The organism is Vibrio sp. Isolate34, assembly GCF_022397915.1.
Classification (GTDB): Bacteria; Pseudomonadota; Gammaproteobacteria; order Enterobacterales; family Vibrionaceae; genus Vibrio.
In genome coordinates, this window is record NZ_JAKEUO010000027.1 from 1 (window position 1) to 18,526 (window position 18,526).

The following is an 18,526-nucleotide window of genomic DNA, read 5'->3' on the forward strand; positions in this document are numbered from 1 at the left end:
GTGTGGCTGTGTGGCTGATCATCCTCTCAGACCAGCTAGGGATCGTCGCCTTGGTGAGCCATTACCTCACCAACTAGCTAATCCCACCTAGGCATATCTTGACGCGAGAGGTCCGAAGATCCCCCTCTTTGGCCCGTAGGCATTATGCGGTATTAGCCATCGTTTCCAATGGTTATCCCCCACATCAAGGCAATTTCCTAGGCATTACTCACCCGTCCGCCGCTCGACGCCCATTAACGCACCCGAAGGATTGTTAGTGTCGTTTCCGCTCGACTTGCATGTGTTAGGCCTGCCGCCAGCGTTCAATCTGAGCCATGATCAAACTCTTCAATTTAAGATTTTGTCGGCTCAATGAATACTGACTTCAAAACTACAAAAAGTAATTCTAAAGCTATTATCTTTCCAACAGAAAGATAATGAATTGACTGTGCCAAATACCTTCTTTCTACAAGAGAAAGTAGCTATTCGTATTGGTCACTCAGTTCATTGAAACCAAAATTGATTCCGAGGAATCTGTTTTACTTCTCTTAATAAAAAGGAAAATAAAACGTTTTGATATTCATCAACGAGTGCCCACACAGATTGATAGGTTTAAATTGTTAAAGAGCTCTAGCGTTTTGTGATTCACATCTCAGTCGCTAGGGGTGCGTACTATACCCGCACCACTTTGAGAGTCAAGGGTTATTTTCAAACTCTTTTTCTCTACCGATTTCGCTGTGTGACTTTCGTCTCACTCCGTGTCGGTGAGGCGGCATTATAGAGAGATTGAAGGGGAGCACAAGGGCTTTTTGAAATAAAAGTTTTGTTCGCCTAAAAAGCCACCAGATCCGCATTTTTCGAATAAAAACTAAACATTTGAGACGTATCACAGCAATACATTGGAAAAATGGAAGCCATGAACGTAAGATTCATGTGTCTATTTTGTTAATGGTAGATGCGTCTATTTCGTTTATTAATATGTAGTATTCCGATATGAACTCAAAAAAATCGATGTTGTTAATTGTCGCACTGGCTGTATTAGGCGGCATTGTTTTCTCTCAGGTAGATATATCGCCTGCAATTACCTTTATCCTTGGTGTCTTGGCTTCCGCTTTTGTTGTTAACTTTTCAAGCACCGACTCAAAATCAGATTCAGAACCTAAGGCTTCAACAAAAACACTTTATGTGGGTAACCTTCCATACAAAGCAAATGAATCACATGTGCGTGAATTATTCTCAGAGCATGGTGAAGTCTTTGCAGTACGTTTAATGAAAGACAAACGCACTGGTAAAAGAAGAGGCTTTGGATTTGTTGTTATGGCAAGTAATGATGTGAATCATGCTATCTCTGCACTTAATGATAAAGATTACATGCAACGAACTTTAAAAGTACGTGTTGCAAATGATCCTAAACATCCTGAAGCGGACGAATCTGAACTGAGCTAAACCCTAACTGCTTTAACATGCTATTTAGTGCACTTTCTTTTTTAGGAAGTGCACTACAAAAAACCTCACGCACTCCCCCCTCTTTATTACCACTTTCCAAATCCAATAAATCTTGGACTCGCTTAGCGATCGCTTTACCAGAATCAACCAATAAAACATTGCTACCTAGGACCTGTTGAATCTCAGACTTTATCAATGGGAAATGTGTGCACCCTAAAACGGCCACATCAATAGCATTGAGCATCGGTTGAAGGATTTGCTGCAACTCTTGAAGATTAATCACCTCACCTCTGAGCTTCTCTTCAGCCATATCCACCAACCGAGTAGATCCTAGAAGCTCGACTCTTTTATTACTCGAGAAGTTTTTGATTAAGTCGTGTGTGTATTGACGAGTAATCGTTGCGGGAGTAGCAATAAGGCCGACCGCTTTATTAGCAAGCAAGGATGCCGGCTTAATAGCCGGTACAACACCAACTATAGGGATAAGGTTATTAGCTCTGAGCGTCGGTAATACAATCGTGCTCGCGGTATTACAAGCTATCACTACGATATCGATCTCGTGACTAGTCACAAAACTGGCCACGATGCTTTGAACTCTGCGAATGAGCACTTGCTGGTCGAGTTCACCATAAGGGTAAGCCTCGTTGTCGAATACATAGATATAGTTATGATTCGGTAGTAACTGACTTATCTCTTTATATACAGATAGGCCGCCTACCCCAGAATCAAAGACCAATATGTTTTTTTGTAGACTATCCGACACAGCGATTACCTATAGTAAGTTTCGCTGCAATGATACTCCTTCGCTTAGTTTTCGCCAATCCTCACTCTATATAATGCAAGCTTGATAGCGTTGATGAACAAAACGCTCACCTTGCTCTACATTTTGCAGCTCTATATTAAGCTTTCCTTTAAAGCACGGTGCTGACGTCACTAGGGTATGGAACTCACCGTCTTCACCACATGGATCGACATGACTCGGTAAACTGTCTATTAGTTCTGACGTGTATTTCTGCCCACAGTAGCTCTTATCCAATGCGTTGCTATCAACCGTAACGAGAAAGGTTTCGATTTCTCTGCTTATTATCTCACTCGCGAGAACCTGACTGCTCTCTCCCATAAGAGGAAATACACACTCCCAACCCGCAGGCTCTATATAGCTTTTGCGGTAGTCGGCTATGCCGTTACAAAACATATCGCCAAATGCGACCGCATCAATGGATAAGCCAGACCCTTTCAATGCTGAGATAATCGTACTTTGGTAAATCTCATTACTTGGGAACACTTCGGGAAGCTCTATGGTGATGAGTGGCAAACCGATTAATTGTGCCTGCATAGCAACTACATCAATCGGAGTCACTTGGAAAGGGACTTCATCTCCAACATACGTGGTATAGAGAGCAACAACTTCATACTCGCTGCTTGCAAGCAAACGCTCTAGGGTTAAGGTGGAGTCTTTACCTGATGACCAACTTATGATGACTTTCTTTTTCATTGATATACCCAATAAGAAAAAACCGCCCGAAGGCGGTTTAGGTGTTAATTAGAATTGGTAAGTAGCATTCACGTAATATGTACGCTCTGGTGATGGGTATCCACCAGCAGTCTCGTATTCTTCGTCAGTTAAGTTATCCACTCGACCATTTAAAGTAAGATTTTCATTCGCATAGTAGTTCACTGAAACATCAAACAAGCTATACGCTGCGAGATCTTCAGAGAAGTCCGGTCTCTCACCTACATATTGGTAACCTAGTGAAACATCAACCTCATCGAAACTAGCCACTGCATTATACTTGTAAATCTTCTTAGCTCGGCGTATCAGTTGCTCACCAGATTGATCTTCTGGGTCTTGGAAGTTAACGCTCACTTGGTGATTAATAAAGCTAGTATCAAATCCAACGACCATTTCCACACCACGTAGTTGGCTTTCGCCATCGGTATTGTAGTACTTATTTGTCGCGTAGTTGTAATCAATTAAGTCTTCGACGTTTGTGTCATAGCCTGTAATCGACCAATCAACATCCTTGATTAAGCCACCAAAAGTCAGCTCGAATGAATCTGCCTTTTCAGCTTCTAACTGTGCATTACCGTAGTAGCTGTATAGTTGATATAAGTTAGGTGCCTTGAAGGATGTGCCATAAGCTGCTTTCACGACAAGCCATTCAGCATAACGATAACCTAACCCGGTGTTGTAAGTGGTTTCGGTACCAAACTGTTCATTGTCATCCACACGAAGGCTCAGCTCGCCAAACACTTTATCCGCATCAGCGTTTAATGCAGCGAAGTACGCAACATTCGTTCTGTCGTATTCAGTATTCGAAGGCTTAACAATATAAGCCTCATCACGCCAATCTACACCGCCACTAAGAGTCAGTGCCGACGTCAGTTTGTATGAATTCACCCATTGGACATTTAGCTGTTCAAGCTCATCAGATGTTGCTGACGCAGAGTTCTTGCCTAAAGACTGTTCGTAGTTCCAGTTATCTTGATTCTGATAGTTAACTAAGAAATCAGACTTAAGTTCACTACCACTATATTTAACACCAGCAGCAAAGGTAGAGTTCTGAACTTCTGCCTCTTTGTAAGAGTGGACAGGTGCTCCCGTTACATAATCAACATACGAACCATCATATTGAGAGATAGTTTCGAACATACGGAAGTTAGCAAAACCACTCCATTGCTGATCAAAATTATGAACATAACCAATTAGTGCGTTGCGCGATTCAAAACCATGGCGGTCACCATCATTTATTCCTGGCACTGGGTGAACGTTGTAACCCTCATCGGAATCGTAACCAACAGATACGTTTAAGTGACCATTTTCACCGACCTTAGTACCACTAACAAAACTCAGCTCTTCGTAATCTAAGCTTCCGAGACCAGCACTTACCGCCATTTTTTCATTGTCGGAATTTGCAACGGTAATAATGTTGATAACACCGCCGATCGCTTCAGAGCCATACATAGCAGCACGGGCACCTCGAACGTATTCCACTCGATCAACGAATGTAATAGGTAACTGGCTAAAATCGACACCACCTTTTGCAGCACGCGCAAAACGAATACCATCAATTAGAACAAGTACTTGATCAGAGTTAGCACCACGAACAAAGATCGAAGCTTGCTGTCCTCGGCCTCCATTTTGTGAAACCTGGATACCCGTCAAGCGTCTAAACACATCTGTTAGAGACTTAGCTTGAATTCGATCGATATCTTGACGTGTTACTACTTCAACTTGAGCGACAACACTTTCCGTACTTTGCTCAAAACGGTTAGCCGTAACCACCATGGTTTCGTCGGCAGAGGCTTGTTGGGCGTGTAAATTGGAGATAGGTGAAAGCAGCGATGCTACAGCAACCGCTAAAAGGGATTTGTTCATGTTGTTATCCTAAATCGCGTAAATTCCTACCAAACCACATCTTATGGTTTAGCCGCTGGCAGGTATTCGGACTCAAGAGCACAACCTTATGGTTACCTTGTATTCGACTTCCCACAAAAAGCTATTTGCAGTGTCTTATGAATACTCGTTCTCTTTTACCGCTGCGCGTCAGTTCTGGATTCGCACCAGATTCCCTCTTCAGCCATCTATACATCTAAATGGCACCAGCTTGCCGAAGATAGTATTGACCTCTGAATCATTTGTCTAGTCTAAGATAGTTATAAGCTATAGTTTTCATGGCCTATTTACACTGATTGGCTCTCAACACTGGACAAGCGCCTGTGATTGAATAAAATCTGCGCTCTTGATTTAAAAGCACGACAGCAAAAGGCATAACAATGGCGAATTTAGATGTAAACCCGCAACGCTACCAAGAACAACTGGCAGAAAAGACTGAGCGTCTTACTGAAATGTTCTCAGAATATAATGTGCCTGAGCTGGAAGTGTATGAATCTCCAGAACAACACTACCGCATGCGTGCTGAGTTCCGCGTGTGGCATGAAGGTGACGATATGTATTACGTCATGTTCAATCAAGAGACCAAAGAAAAATACCGTGTAGACCAGTTCCCTGCTGCTAGTCGTCTTATCAATGACTTAATGCCTTTGTTAGTCGATGCAATGAAGGACAACCACTCTCTACGCCACAAGCTATTCCAAGTAGATTTCCTTTCTACGCTAAGCGGTGAGATTTTAGTGTCACTGCTTTACCACCGTCAGTTGGGTGAGCAATGGATTCAAGATGCTAAAGCACTAAAACAGCAATTAAACGATGAAGGTTTCAATCTAAACCTGATTGGCCGTGCGCGTAAGATGAAAATCGTACTGGACCGCGACTACGTCATTGAAAAGCTAGACGTGAATGGTGACAGCTACATCTACCAACAAGTAGAGAACAGCTTTACTCAACCAAACGGCAAAGTAGCAGAGAAAATGTTGGAATGGGCTGTCGACTGTACTCAAGACAGCAAAGGCGACTTGTTAGAGCTTTACTGTGGTAACGGTAACTTCTCATTAGCATTGGCACAGAACTTCGAGCGTGTACTGGCAACAGAACTAGCGAAGCCATCAGTAGAGTCAGCACAATACAACATTGCAGCGAACAAGATTGATAATGTTCAGATTATTCGTATGTCTGCGGAAGATTTTACGGTAGCGATGGAAGGCAAGCGTGAATTCCGCCGCCTACAGCAAGCGAACATCGATCTTAAGAGCTACAACTGCAACACTATTTTTGTTGATCCACCACGCTCAGGCATGGATGTTGATACTTGTAAGATGGTTCAAGGCTACGAGCGCATCATGTACATCTCTTGTAACCCTGAAACGTTGAAAGAGAACCTAGAGATCCTCAGCGAAACGCACGATATCACTCGTTTTGCTCTATTTGACCAGTTCCCTTACACTCACCACATGGAAGCTGGCGTATTCCTAGAGCGTAAAGCGTAAGTCTCGCTTTCTAGGCCTAAGCCAAACAACAGATACAAAAAAACGAGCCCATTGGCTCGTTTTTTGTATTTATAAATCAGCTTAAGCTGTCTTGCCGATAAAGCCTAACTTCTTACCTACCCAAGCTAAAAGCAGCATCGCGACAATAATCGCAAAGAAGTTTGAGCCAGCATCAGGGTGTTGTGCCTTCACGAAAGCCGAGTGGCCAAATGCACCCACGAAGAAACAAGCTAAACCTACTAGTGGGATATCTTCAGATACTGGGTTAGTTAGGTACTCTTGGTAAAGCGCTTGTACAGCTAAAACTAAAGCGATAAGCGGAAAAATAGAGAAGCCCACTTCGCTCATTGTTACCCAAGATAACAATGCATCACCACACACACCGGCTACAACAGCAAGTACGAGTGTCTTTCTTTCAGAACCACGGTTTACAGTATTATTTTCATTCGACATTATTCAATCCCGCCTTTTAATCGGTTACGTTCACGTTCTTTACGATACCAAAAAGCTCCTTTGGCCATCATTCGCAATTGCATGATCAAGCGTTCAGCCAATTCATCTCGCTGACGTCGATCTAAATCTAATGCTTCTGCCCCTGAGTTGAAAACTAAGATGACCGAGGCTTCAGCTTGAGTAAAAGCTTCGTCCCTTGTCATTCCAGTCGTTATCAAATATTCGGTTAACTCAGCAGAGAAGTGCTGTATCTCACGAGCTACCGCTGCACGAAACTCAAATGAAGTTCCTGAGCGCTCTCGCAATAACAGTCTGAATACGTTAGGGCTGCTTTCAATGAATTCCATAAAGGTTTCAACCGATGTACGAATCACACTGCCTTCTTTTACTATGCGCTGCCTAGCTTGACGCATTAACTGGCGCAACAGTAAGCCACCTTCATCAACCATGGTTAAGCCAAGCTCATCCATGTCTTTGAAGTGACGATAAAAGGAAGTCGGTGCTATTCCAGCCTCACGAGCGACTTCTCTCAAGCTTAGATTGGAAAAACTACGATCAGCGCTGAGTTGGCTAAATGCAGCATCGATTAAGCTGCGACGAGTTTTTTCTTTTTGCTGTGCGCGAATGCCCATTGGTTTCATACTTTATCAATTTCTTCTTTTACAGCCTAAACAGGCATGTTTAATACTCTGTTCAATATAACGCGAATCACTTATTTATATAAGGCACTCTGGTTATATAAGACACTAAACATACCTCTTTGTTCACGTACCGAAGTAAATACGTTCAAAGAAAAAATTTCAATATCCACACTGTCATTTGGAGACATACGACATACCAAATATTATTTTTTCGATAACACTGCGTGATCCCACCGACTCTCTGATGCCCTTTTCATGTACCCAAGAACAGAATCAGTTAAAATCTCGCTAAAGCAATGTTAATCAAATATAACAAGGAAGATATCTATGCCGCACTCCAACCACTTTGATGTAATCGTAATTGGTAGTGGCCCCGGAGGAGAAGGGGCAGCAATGGGATTAACCAAAGCCGGGTTGAACGTTGCAATCATTGAGAAAGAAAGCAGCGTTGGTGGTGGTTGTACCCACTGGGGGACCATTCCTTCCAAAGCACTGCGTCATGCCGTAAGTCGTATTATTGAATTCAACAGTAACCCTCTATTTTGTCAGAACAATAAAAGTATCCACTCAACATTTTCCAATATTCTGGGGCATGCTAAATCGGTTATCGATAAACAAACACGACTACGCCAAGGCTTCTACGACCGCAACCAGTGCACGCTGGTGTTTGGTACAGCACGTTTTATCGATACCAACACTATCTCGGTAATGCAAAGCGATGGCACTGAAGAACATTACAGTGCAGACAAATTTGTTATCGCGACAGGCTCTCGCCCATATCAACCAGACAACGTGGACTTCCTGCATGAGCGTGTTTACGACAGTGACTCAATTCTTTCTCTTAAACACGACCCGCAACACATCATCATTTATGGTGCTGGTGTTATCGGTTGTGAGTACGCGTCTATCTTCCGCGGTTTAGGTGTCAAAACCGATCTCATCAATACTCGAGACCGCCTACTGTCATTCTTAGACAATGAAACCTCTGATGCGCTTTCTTACCACTTCTGGAACAGCGGCGTGGTGATTCGTAACGATGAAACCTTTGAGAAAATCGAAGGCACGGACGATGGCGTGATCATTCACTTAGAATCTGGCAAGAAAATGCGTGCGGATTGCCTACTGTATGCCAATGGCCGAACCGGTAATACCGATAAGTTGAACCTTGGTGCGGTTGGCTTAGAGGCAGACTCTCGTGGACAAGTATCAGTAAACACCAATTACCAAACCAATGTAGACCATGTTTACGCGGTAGGCGATGTGATTGGCTACCCAAGCCTAGCGAGTGCGGCTTATGACCAAGGTCGATTCGTTGCACAAGCGATTGTCAAAGGTGAAGCTGAACGCCACCTTATTGAAGACATCCCTACAGGTATTTACACCATCCCTGAGATCAGTTCTGTTGGTAAAACCGAGCAAGAACTAACGGCTGCGAAAGTGCCGTACGAAGTGGGACGTTCTTCATTCAAACACTTAGCTCGCGCTCAAATCGCAGGTAAAGATATTGGTAGCTTGAAGATTCTGTTCCACCGTGAAACCAAAGAGATTTTGGGTATCCACGTGTTTGGTGAGCGTGCGGCTGAAATCATCCATATCGGCCAAGCGATTATGGAACAGAAAGGTGAAGCAAATACCATCGAGTACTTTGTGAATACCACCTTTAACTACCCAACGATGGCAGAAGCTTATCGTGTTGCAGCACTTAACGGACTTAACCGTTTGTTCTAAATAAAGAACCAACAGGAGTATTTGACCACCCATAGACCAAATACATAAACAGCAAGCCATGAGCTTGCTGTTTTTATTTAAGACACTGAATAATATGACAATGATAGTAATTAGATCATGATGTTCTAAATGCCTCTTTTCCTGTACAGCCTCTATTTGTTGCTCCCTGAACTGAACTATCTAAGCTATCTAAGTAAGCTAAGCGAGAAACTCACCCTTCTTCCACTGAGAAACAAACAACACACCAAGACCAATTCCGCGCATTGCCATAAAGCTCAGCATCGCTAACCACAACGCATGGTTTTCTAAACCTGAAGCCAAGTAGAAAATCGCGAAGAAACTGCAGGTCGCAACAAACATACTATTGCGCATATCCTTGCCTTTAGTGGCCCCAACAAAAATGCCGTCGAGTAGGAAGCACCACATAGAAACCAGCGGCATTGCGATTAACCACGGCAGATAAACTTCAGCTTGGCTCTTAACGTCAGGGATTGTGGTAATCATATTAATCAAACTAGACCCTGCAATCGCGAACACGATAGTGAGCACCAAGCAAATATTGAAGCTCCAGAAAAAGGTGCCAATCAATGATTGGTTTAACTCATCTTTATCTTTCGCGCCTATCGCTTTACCTACCATGGCTTCCATCGCGTAGGCGAAGCCATCCATCCCATAAGAGATAATCATCAAGAAGCTCATCAACACCGCATTTGCGGCCACGACATCATCACCAAAGCTTGCACCTTGGAAAGTCATAAAAGTAAAAGTAGCTTGTAGACACAATGAACGCAGGAAGATATCGCGATTCAGCTTTACGAAACGACTCAAGCCTTGACTGGTTTTCTTAAGCAAATCCCACGGTGAAGGCAGTTGCTTCTTAATCCAGATTCGATAAACGCAGATTAAGCCAAACGTTAAGCCTGCATAGTCAGCCATTACTGATGCCAACGCGGCACCTTCAACCTGCCACCCAAGACCAATAACAAATACGATATCCAAAACGATGTTGGTGATATTGGTGATAATCACCATCCACATTGGCGCTTTGGCATTCTGAGTTCCAAGTAGCCACCCCAAAATCACAAAGTTAGTGAGCGCAGCCGGTGCACTCCATGCTCGGATTGAGAAATACTGCTGACTATAGTGTTTCACTTGATCACTGGCACTACTCAGAGAGAAAACCAGATCCGCTATCAAGCTATGTAAAAGTAAGAAGACACCTGCAAACCCTAAAGCCATGGTCACGCCTTGCACGAACACCAAACCAAGCTGCTTGCCATCGTCTGCACCATAAGATTGTGCTGCAAGCCCCGTTGTCGACATGCGTAAGAAACCGAGCAGCCAGAAGGTCACGCTGATCATAGTGCCACCTAATGCCACACCACCGAGATACCAAGAATGCTCTAAGTGACCGATAACCGCGGCATCGACTAAGCCGAGAAGTGGAACGGTAATATTGGAAAGAACCATCGGGATCGCGAGCAGCAGCACTTGCTTGTGCATTGCTTGATTAGATAGCGTTTGAAAAATAGTTTGGGGATTAAATAGCTTCACGATCACCTCTTCGATTAGAGGCGATAGTTTAACCTAGTGAGTATGCTTTCACTATGTTGTGAGATTTTTGCTTATGGCAAGGTGGGCTTTGGTGATGTGCAAGCTAAATCGCTGGCACTACCATTTAACCAACACCAATTGTGGCGTTAAACGCTTTTTGACCTGAGAGATCTTGCACAATAATCGCTGCCACAATTTCCAGCGATTGCATTGCTGGTCTAGTGGAGAAAAGGCTTTTACCCATTGCGTCCATGGTAACCAATTTAAAATGCTATCAACTGGGGAAGATAAGCCATGTGCATAGTCACCAGAACCCAGCTTTTTGCCTAGTGTACTTGAGCTTTTGTCTCCCGCTAATACTAAACACGCATGCGCATGAGTAAAGTAACGGCTCAAAGACTGAATAAAGTGCGCGGTCTGCTGCTCATTACAATCAAGCAGAGCATGTTCACACACCACCATCACCGAAGCTTGCTCTGGGATGTTAAGTTCATCTAACCAAGTTAGGTCATCAACAGAGCCACACTCTAAACGATAGCGCTCATTTTTGTGGAACAAGCGTTGGCGCCAAAGCAGATTCTCGGTTACATCGAGCTCAACCCAATGACAACGGCCGTTATCTAAACGGTAGAAACGGGTATCGAGCCCTGCTCCCACGTTAATAATCCAAGCATCTGGGTTATGAGATAAAAACTGTTGAACTTGAGAATCACAAAGTTGAGTCAGTGTCGCGTAAAGAAGTTGTTGTTGGTCGAGTTCACCGGTAAGGCATTCCGGTGCGAGTTGGCAACGCTTGCAGGCTTGTGCTGCAATAGGGTCATAAACTAAGCCATCGTCGGCAAGGCTTTCGCGGCTGCGAAACCAAAGGTGTTGAACGAGATTCGTCGGAACTTGAAATTCTTGATGAGCAGACCCTTGATCAGAAGAGGCCCTTTGATCAGAGGCGCGCGGCTTACGAGTAAGCGGCTTTATTTGAGGTTTGGTTGGGTTTGGCATCATCATCTTCCTTGTATCTCGACAAAGAAGATGATAATGAATATCAATTACAATGACAAGTTATTGAGAATAAATATCAATAAGCTGTTTGTAATGACTACATCCAGTCGGTGTTACGAATGATACCAACAGCAAGGCCTTCAATAGACAAATGTTGAGATTCAAGATCGACATGGATTGGAGAAAAATCTTCATTTTCAGCATGTAACAGCACCGTTGAACCTTTACGTTCTAGGCGTTTTACCGTTACATCATCGTCGACACGCGCCACGACAACCTGACCATCGCGAACATCTTGAGTTTTATGAACAGCCAGTAAATCACCATCCATAATACCGATGTCTTTCATACTTTCGCCATTTACGCGAAGTAGGAAGTCAGCCTGTGGTTTAAACATGCCAGGGTCAACTTGGTAATGCATTTCTACATGCTCCTGAGCCAAAATAGGCTCACCAGCGGCAACCTGACCGATTAATGGTAAACCTTGCTCTTCGTTTGCTGCATCTTCAAGCAAAATACGAATACCGCGAGACGCACCCGGGATAATCTCAATCGCTTCTTTACGAGCAAGAGCTTTCAAATGTTCTTCTGCAGCATTAGCAGAACGGAAGCCTAGTTCACGCGCGATTTCTGCACGTGTCGGTGGCATACCGGAATCTTCAATCTTACCTTTGATAAGGTCAAAGACTTGTTGCTGGCGGGGCGTTAACGGCTTCATGATTCACCTGTCTTTTTATACAGTTGACTGTGAGTATATCCAGTAACTGAACAAAAGCAAAGCAATTGGTTGTTTTTAGTTCATTTTTAACGAATTACAAAAACAAGATCTCTAACCACACATAACCTGCGAGCGCCAAACAGATGAAAACGGCCGCGGAACCGACATCTTTCGCCATCCCAGATAACTCATGGTGCTCGCTGCCGATTCGATCGACGACCGCCTCTATCGCGGTATTAATCAATTCAACAACCATCACCAACACAACCGACGAGATCATCAAGATTCGCTCTACTTGGCTCACGTCTAGGTAAAACGCCAACGGAATAAGCACCGCTGCCATAAACACTTCTTGTCGAAATGCGGCTTCGTTTTTAAACGAACTCGTGATGCCTTGCCATGAAAAGCCTGCCGCTTTCACAATACGTTTGAATCCGGTGTTTGATTTTTTCGCCATTTTTAACCCTATACTCAATCAATCGATGAATGATTTTCCACAAACTTAACGGCAATATGACTATTTCCATTAAAAGGTTAGACCAGTTTCTGGTATTCTTGCATCGATTAAATTTACGCCTAGGCCTATCCCTATTTCACTCATAGGTTTTATCCTTTTCATCATAGAAATAGAGATACGCTTAAGCACATTGAAATAACTATTGAGGCAGTGAACCTATATGTCTTCTGGACAATCTTTTTCACGTTCATTAATGAAGCTACCTTTATCCGTTTTGGTAAAAGGCACATCAATCCCTTCAAACCCAGTTGAGGATTTGAACATTGATTTAGGCAAACCGATTGTATACGCCTTACCGTTTCGCTCAAGTGTTGATCTGCTGACACTACAAAAGCATGCGCTGGAATTAGGCTTACCTGATCCATTAAGCAAGCTTGAGATAAGTGGCAAATCACTGCAACGCTACGTTTTTATCTCTTCTCGCAAAACACTGCTGCAAGACGATGATTATGTACCAAGCTCTTCTATTGAAGTTTTCTCTGAGCTGCTTTCACTACATGCCGAAGATTCAGAGCTCGATGTTCAAGTTATACCAGCCACTGTGTTGTGGGGGCGTAAGCCTGGTAAAGAGAATAACCAGAAACCTTACCTACAAGCAATGAACGGCTTGGAGAAGTCTAAAGCGGTATTACTCGCAGGTCGCGACTGCCTAGTGCGCTTCAGCCCTGTGGTTTCTCTACGTTACATGGCAAACTCACACGGTACTGACAGCACCATCGCACACAAACTGGCGCGTGTAGCTCGAATTCACTTCTCTCGTCAAAAACTTGCTGCTTCTGGCCCTAACCTGCCAAGCCGCCAAGCACTGTTCGATCGCCTACTAAAATCAGAAGCGATCAAAAAGGCGATTGAAGACGAAGCGAAATCAAAGAACATCTCGATCGAAAAAGCGAGCAAAGAAGCTCAAGACATCATGGACGAGATCGCTGCGAACTTCTCTTACTCGCTGATCAAGCGTGGTGAGAAGATTCTTGGCTGGCTATGGAACAAACTGTACCAAGGCCTGCACATCAGTAACGCTTCAACGGTTCGTAAACTGGCGCAAGATGGTCACGAGATCGTTTATGTCCCTTGTCACCGTAGCCACATGGACTACTTGCTGCTGTCTTACGTGCTTTACCACGAAGGCATGGTGCCTCCGCACATCGCCGCGGGTATCAACCTGAACTTCTTCCCTGCCGGTCCTATTTTCCGTCACGGTGGCGCGTTCTTTATTCGTCGTAGCTTCAAAGGCAACAAACTGTACTCGACGATTTTCCGCGAATACCTAGCTGAGCTGTTCGCTAAAGGTTACTCAGTGGAGTACTTCAGCGAAGGTGGCCGTTCTCGTACAGGTCGTTTGCTACAAGCTAAAACAGGCATGCTAGCGATGACAATCCAAGCAATGCTGCGTGGTATGAACCGTCCAGTCACACTTGTTCCTGTGTACATCGGGTACGAGCACGTAATGGAAGTAGCGACTTACGCGAAAGAGTTGCGTGGCAAGCGTAAAGAGAAAGAAAATGCGAGCCTAGTGATTCGTACTATCCGTAAACTGCGTAATTTTGGTAAAGGTTACGTGAACTTCGGTGAGCCAATTCAGCTAAACCAATACCTGAATGAGCATTCGCCAGAGTGGACGAAAGACATCGACCCAATGGGTACCAGCAAACCACAATGGATGGCTCCAGTGGTGAATGATCTAGCCACCAAGATGATGACGCACATTAATGATGCGGCCGCGACCAACGCACTGACACTGTGTGCAACGGCTCTGCTTGCATCACGCCAGCGTGCATTGTCTCGTGACTCCTTGGTTTCTCAGATCAACTGCTACCTGTCTCTGCTTAAGAATGTGCCTTACTCAGACACATTCACGGTACCAAAAGACAGTGCAGAAGAGTTGGTAAAACATGCGGAATCACTGAACAAGTTCTTGATTGAATCAGATTCAATGGGCGACATCATTTCACTTGATCGTCACCAATCGATTCTGATGACTTACTACCGTAACAACATCATTCACTTGTTTGCTCTGCCGTCGTTAATTGCACAAATGACCATTCGTCAGCGCGGTTTATCAATTGACGCAATTCAAGAGAACGTTGCAGCTATCTACCCGTTCTTGAAGAAAGAGTTGTTCTTAAGTTACGACGAAGATCAGCTTGAGACTGTGGTTGAGAACATCATTGATGAGCTTGTTAACCAAGGTATGCTGATGGTGTCGGACAACGAAGTCACCATCAACCAATCGAACAGCCAAGCACTGATGCTACTAGGACGTACGATCTCAGAAACACTGCAGCGCTATTCTATTGCTCTCAACCTATTGGCAGAAAATCCTGAACTGGGTAAGTCTGACCTTGAGCAGAAGAGCCAGGACATCGCACAGCGTCTGGGTCGGCTACAAGGTATCAATGCACCGGAGTTCTTCGACAAAGGTGTGTTCGCATCGATGTTTGCAACGCTTAAGCAGCAACAGTACTTAGATAACGACGGTAACTGCGATTTAGAAAAGACTCAGCAATTCGCTAAGCTTCTTTACTCAATGCTTTACCCAGAAGTACGCTTGACGATTCAAGAGAGCATCCACCAAGTAGAGTAACCGCTTGGCTAGCTCGCTTTATTCGCTAGACTGAAACGATCAAAGAAGGCACCCAATGGGTGCCTTCTTATTTTGTTCTCTTTAGCTTTAACTGCTACTTACCAGAAGGTAATGAACAAGCCAACGGTGACTGCCATTCCAACGTAGTTGTTGTTCAGGAAAGCCTGGAAACATAAGTCACGGTCACGATGACGCATCAGGTGTTGTTGATACACAAACAAGCTACCTGCTACCAACAGTGACCAGTAGAAGGTATCACCCAAGTGGTAGTGCATACCAAGAGCGATCAACATCGCAAGAGTCACTAACTGCAGTGAGCCAGCAATTAGCTTGTCGAAACGGCCAAACAAAATCGCTGTCGACTTGATACCGATCTTAAGATCATCGTCTCGGTCAACCATCGCGTATTGGGTGTCATAAGCGATTGTCCACAGCGCATTAATCACGAAAATAAACCAAACGATACTTGGTAGCTCATTAGTTTGTGCTGCCCATGCCATTGGAATTGCCCAGCTAAACGCCAGCCCAAGGAACAACTGTGGAAGGTGCGTAAAACGCTTCATGAAAGGGTAAATGAACGCCAAGCCAACTCCGATAAAAGAGAGCTTGATGGTTAACGGGTTCATGGTGAGTACCAGCAAGAATGAAACCACAGCGAGCACTAAAAAGAGGATTATCGCTTCTTTACTGGAGACCAAACCTGAAGGCAATGGACGCTGCTTGGTACGTTTAACGTGTCCATCCACTTTGCGATCGGCAAAATCATTGATCACACAGCCAGCTGAACGCATCAGCACCACACCGAGTACGAAAACAACCAAGACATCCAAGTCCGGCATGCCTTGTGCAGCTATAATCAGCGACCATAACGTAGGCCAAAGAAGTAATAGGGTACCAATCGGGCGATTCATTCGCGTTAATTGCCAATACGCCTTCGCTTTGGTGGCAAGCATTTACACACTCTCCTTAGAGTAAATGGGTGATGTTGGTAAAAACAGTTCTGCCACAAGCATCGGTTTATGGTTCATCCATAATCGAGAACGACGTGCGAGCAATCGCTCATCGCCAGCGATAACCCAACCGACTTGCAGCGCATCTCGCTCCACGTTCTCAGCACTGAAAACGGTTAATCCAAGCGGGACATTACCTTGTTGAGAAAGGTCGGAATGCTGATCTTCTAGCGTAACTCGGGGAATCAAGGTTCGACCTAACACCCACGGTTCGCCATCACCCTTTAAAATCACTTTACGCAGTAAGCAATCAAACGATGATAAAAGATGTTCCTCGTCTTGTTGTAGCCTTGAGCGTTCTACAACTTGATTATGAAGCAACTCAACAGACAGGTGCTGACAGCTCTTACCCAACTTGCGGGAAAGAGAACCTTGCTCCATAAGCCACTCTTTGGTGGTTTCATTAGGAAAATCAAATGTTTCTGTACTTTGCCAATCTACATTCATTAACGAATTAAGATACAGCGATATTGGCTGATTCATACTAGTATTCAATAGGTGACTTTACACGTACAATAAAGCTTCAACTTTCGAACAAAATTAAAGCGTTCTTCGAATTGTAAACGTATTTAGATTTAGACCGCTCATTGTAACAAGACTAATGCGTTTCGAATATCGCGAATAAACTAAAGAAAAGTCACAAATATGCACAAACGTTATGTAGCCCAAATAATTCTTGCGATTACCCTACTCTTTTCAGCATCAAGTTTCGCTGAAGAGGAATCGGCACCCAAACTAGCCTACTTCACGCTAGAACCAGACCTGACCACCAATTTTTACACTAAAGGTAAAAAACTGGGCTACATTCAGGTTCGCCTCGATATCATGGTTGCGAACAGCAATGATCTAGCTGCTATTGAGCATCACCAACCATTAATTCGCGATGCCGTGATTGAATTGCTTGGTAAACAAAACGAAGAAACGATTAAATCTCTGTCTGGTCGTGAAGACTTGAGAAAGACTTTGGTTGAACACCTCAACAAGATTCTGCTGCCTGAAACGGGCAAAACCCTAATCGCTGACTTACTGTTTACCAAGTACCTTTATCAGTAATGATGTAAAAACGAATCCCAATAAAAAAGCGGCTCATCTGGCCGCTTTTTTGTATCGATCGATTCTCGGTAACTAACGCGCTAGCTTGTTGTCGATTTCGGCGCTTTCATTGAATCCACGAAACCGATAATCACACCTGCGACCAAGCCTGCTAAGTGAGCGGTATTGGCGATAGCCATGAACGGCTGCATATACCCAAGTACTAACCACACCAACATAAAGCCGACAATCTGTCTTGGAATGCCTAAACCAAGTTGCGGTGCTTTGGTGCCAACTACCCATAAGTAACCAACTAAGGCATACACAACCCCAGATAAGCCACCGAAGTTCGCACCTTCAACCCAATACTGACCCGCGCCAGAAAGCGCAGAAGAGACAGCAAAGATCTGAAGTAACTTAAGGCCACCTAACTTTTTCTCAATATCTCCGCCCAGTTGCCACCACCACAAGATGTTGAATGCAATGTGCATAACCGAGAAATGCAAAACAGCGTGACTGAGCCAGCGCCACAATTGCCATTGCTGTCCATCAACCGCTGGGAAATGTAAGGCATTAAAAATCGCCTGCCCGAAACCTATCTGCTGCAGAGCAAAAATCACTACACACACCAACATGATACTGAGTGTCACAGGGCCAGCTTTGGCCTTTATCATGCCCATGAAGCTTGGTGTGTGATAATGAAAGTTGCTCTTTCTGGTCTCTGCCATGTCCCAAGACGCCGCTTGATAGCGCTTATGATTGGGTTCCGACAAGAAGCGATTGAGCTCAGCTTCGGTTTCAACCTGAAATTGACCATCAATAAGCCAAAGCGCAAAACGCCCTTCCCCCTCAGGAGACATCTGAATAGGGATCTGACGAGACGCCATATAATCAATAAATGCTTGAGCAAGACGTGGGTTGTCTAACACCATCAATCTAATCATTGTTACTTCCTATTCATGCTATGAGAGATGCTTGAAG

The 18,526-nt window shown here is 44.2% G+C and carries 17 protein-coding genes, 1 rRNA gene and 1 riboswitch; of the genes, 5 read left to right on the plus strand and 13 right to left on the minus strand.

Annotated elements, in window-relative coordinates; translation table 11 throughout:
- Positions 1 to 334 (minus strand): 16S ribosomal RNA (locus L1D22_RS20430); the annotation flags it as partial.
- 638 nt (positions 335 to 972) lie between these two features.
- Here L1D22_RS20430 and L1D22_RS20435 point away from each other — a divergent pair.
- Entirely contained in the window at positions 973 to 1,425 is a 453-nt protein-coding gene (locus tag L1D22_RS20435; protein WP_017061054.1) for an RNA-binding protein, read from the plus strand.
- On the opposite strand, the gene murI is transcribed toward L1D22_RS20435, so the two are convergent.
- The 3 genes from murI to btuB are packed head-to-tail and all read right to left on the minus strand — an operon-like array spanning position 1,388 to position 4,804.
- Complete coding sequence (murI, locus tag L1D22_RS20440) at positions 1,388 to 2,194, minus strand: glutamate racemase (protein WP_239831075.1); 807 nt, start codon at positions 2,192 to 2,194, stop codon at positions 1,388 to 1,390. The genes L1D22_RS20435 and murI overlap by 38 nt on opposite strands.
- Positions 2,195 to 2,254: 60 nt before the next feature.
- Entirely contained in the window at positions 2,255 to 2,920 is a 666-nt protein-coding gene (locus L1D22_RS20445) for an adenine nucleotide alpha hydrolase (protein WP_239831045.1), read from the minus strand.
- Positions 2,921 to 2,968: 48 nt separating this feature from the next.
- Entirely contained in the window at positions 2,969 to 4,804 is a 1,836-nt protein-coding gene (gene btuB / locus L1D22_RS20450; protein ID WP_239831046.1) for a TonB-dependent vitamin B12 receptor, read from the minus strand.
- Positions 4,805 to 4,843: 39 nt separating this feature from the next.
- Positions 4,844 to 5,048: riboswitch (cobalamin riboswitch) on the minus strand.
- A 154-nt stretch (positions 5,049 to 5,202) separates the two neighbouring features.
- On the opposite strand from btuB, the gene trmA reads away from it, so the two are divergent.
- Positions 5,203 to 6,312, plus strand: a complete 1,110-nt coding sequence (gene trmA, locus L1D22_RS20455) for a tRNA (uridine(54)-C5)-methyltransferase TrmA (protein WP_055318286.1) — start codon at positions 5,203 to 5,205, stop codon at positions 6,310 to 6,312.
- Between the two features lie 81 nt (positions 6,313 to 6,393).
- Here the strand turns inward: trmA and L1D22_RS20460 are convergent, their stop codons facing one another.
- Positions 6,394 to 6,765: a YijD family membrane protein gene (locus L1D22_RS20460; protein WP_004736696.1), complete on the minus strand. Its 372-nt coding sequence runs from the start codon at positions 6,763 to 6,765 to the stop codon at positions 6,394 to 6,396.
- Positions 6,765 to 7,406, minus strand: a complete 642-nt coding sequence (fabR, locus tag L1D22_RS20465; RefSeq protein WP_010438693.1) for an HTH-type transcriptional repressor FabR — start codon at positions 7,404 to 7,406, stop codon at positions 6,765 to 6,767. Before fabR ends, L1D22_RS20460 begins: the two co-directional genes overlap by 1 nt.
- A 327-nt stretch (positions 7,407 to 7,733) precedes the next feature.
- On the opposite strand from fabR, the gene sthA reads away from it, so the two are divergent.
- Positions 7,734 to 9,134, plus strand: a complete 1,401-nt coding sequence (gene sthA / locus L1D22_RS20470) for a Si-specific NAD(P)(+) transhydrogenase (RefSeq protein ID WP_239831047.1) — start codon at positions 7,734 to 7,736, stop codon at positions 9,132 to 9,134.
- A gap of 198 nt (positions 9,135 to 9,332) precedes the next feature.
- Here sthA and dinF read toward each other — a convergent pair whose 3' ends face one another.
- The 4 genes from dinF to L1D22_RS20490 form a co-directional block, all read right to left on the minus strand.
- The gene (gene dinF, locus L1D22_RS20475; protein WP_239831048.1) at positions 9,333 to 10,688 is read right to left on the minus strand and encodes an MATE family efflux transporter DinF; all 1,356 of its coding nucleotides are present in this window, start codon (positions 10,686 to 10,688) and stop codon (positions 9,333 to 9,335) included.
- Between the two features lie 117 nt (positions 10,689 to 10,805).
- Positions 10,806 to 11,684: a class I SAM-dependent methyltransferase gene (locus L1D22_RS20480; RefSeq protein WP_017633171.1), complete on the minus strand. Its 879-nt coding sequence runs from the start codon at positions 11,682 to 11,684 to the stop codon at positions 10,806 to 10,808.
- Positions 11,685 to 11,781: 97 nt separating this feature from the next.
- Positions 11,782 to 12,402 carry a transcriptional repressor LexA gene (gene lexA / locus L1D22_RS20485; protein WP_239831049.1) on the minus strand — a complete coding sequence of 207 codons (621 nt, stop codon included), beginning with the start codon at positions 12,400 to 12,402 and terminating at the stop codon, positions 11,782 to 11,784.
- Between the two features lie 94 nt (positions 12,403 to 12,496).
- Positions 12,497 to 12,859: a diacylglycerol kinase gene (locus L1D22_RS20490; RefSeq protein ID WP_132788353.1), complete on the minus strand. Its 363-nt coding sequence runs from the start codon at positions 12,857 to 12,859 to the stop codon at positions 12,497 to 12,499.
- Between the two features lie 220 nt (positions 12,860 to 13,079).
- On the opposite strand from L1D22_RS20490, the gene plsB reads away from it, so the two are divergent.
- Positions 13,080 to 15,503 (plus strand): glycerol-3-phosphate 1-O-acyltransferase PlsB, encoded by a 2,424-nt coding sequence (gene plsB, locus L1D22_RS20495; RefSeq protein ID WP_239831050.1) that lies wholly within the window; start codon positions 13,080 to 13,082, stop codon positions 15,501 to 15,503.
- 98 nt (positions 15,504 to 15,601) lie between these two features.
- Here plsB and ubiA read toward each other — a convergent pair whose 3' ends face one another.
- Positions 15,602 to 16,456 (minus strand): 4-hydroxybenzoate octaprenyltransferase, encoded by an 855-nt coding sequence (gene ubiA, locus L1D22_RS20500; RefSeq protein ID WP_239831051.1) that lies wholly within the window; start codon positions 16,454 to 16,456, stop codon positions 15,602 to 15,604.
- The gene (locus L1D22_RS20505) at positions 16,457 to 16,996 is read right to left on the minus strand and encodes a chorismate lyase (RefSeq protein WP_164913326.1); all 540 of its coding nucleotides are present in this window, start codon (positions 16,994 to 16,996) and stop codon (positions 16,457 to 16,459) included.
- 162 nt (positions 16,997 to 17,158) lie between these two features.
- Here L1D22_RS20505 and L1D22_RS20510 point away from each other — a divergent pair, with 162 nt between their 5' ends.
- Complete coding sequence (locus tag L1D22_RS20510) at positions 17,159 to 17,566, plus strand: flagellar basal body-associated protein FliL (protein ID WP_017061041.1); 408 nt, start codon at positions 17,159 to 17,161, stop codon at positions 17,564 to 17,566.
- 80 nt (positions 17,567 to 17,646) lie between these two features.
- On the opposite strand, the gene glpG is transcribed toward L1D22_RS20510, so the two are convergent.
- Positions 17,647 to 18,489: a rhomboid family intramembrane serine protease GlpG gene (gene glpG / locus L1D22_RS20515; RefSeq protein ID WP_239831052.1), complete on the minus strand. Its 843-nt coding sequence runs from the start codon at positions 18,487 to 18,489 to the stop codon at positions 17,647 to 17,649.
- Positions 18,490 to 18,526: the final 37 nt, after the last annotated feature.